The 510-nt window shown below is 64.7% G+C and carries 1 pseudogene; it reads right to left on the bottom strand.

The features are described from left to right. Positions 1–71 precede the first annotated feature (71 nt). Positions 72–350 (bottom strand): annotated as a pseudogene (locus GTW58_RS14100) (transposase); the annotation flags it as partial. Positions 351–510 lie beyond the last annotated feature (160 nt).

The following is a 510-nucleotide window of genomic DNA, read 5'->3' as shown; positions in this document are numbered from 1 at the left end:
GACAAGCTACGAAAGCAGCGAATAAACGAGCCAGCCCCGCCGGGATACCCTCATTCTGGTACTGACGCGAAGAAAGTCGTCGCCGCTCTCAGGATCGCGACGTCCTCCCGCAGGCGCGAGTTCTCCGCCTTAAGCCGTTTGATCTCCGCATGCTCGACGCTGGTCACCCCTTCGCGGGTGCCGTCGTCGATATCGGCCTGCAACACCCACCGGCGCACAGACTCAAGGCCGACTCCCACCTGGCGGGCGACAGCCGCTGACGCGGCCGTCAGCGAGGGGTACTCCGACCGGTGCTCCCGCACCAACCGGACAGCGCGCTCGCGCAACGCGGGATCGATCTTCTTCGGCATGACATACATCCTTCCAACTCAAAAGGATGCGGCATCAAACCTGGGGCGATTCACGAGCAGGAGATCGCGATCCTCCGCCGGGCCGCGATGTGGCTCGACGAGGAGGGAGGAGTTGCCCCAAAAGGGCGCACCCGGTGATCGACCGACTCGTCGACGCCGG

The organism is Kocuria subflava (assembly GCF_012163155.1).
GTDB lineage: Bacteria > Actinomycetota > Actinomycetes > Actinomycetales > Micrococcaceae > Kocuria > Kocuria subflava.
This window is presented reverse-complemented; position numbering and strand designations above follow the sequence as displayed.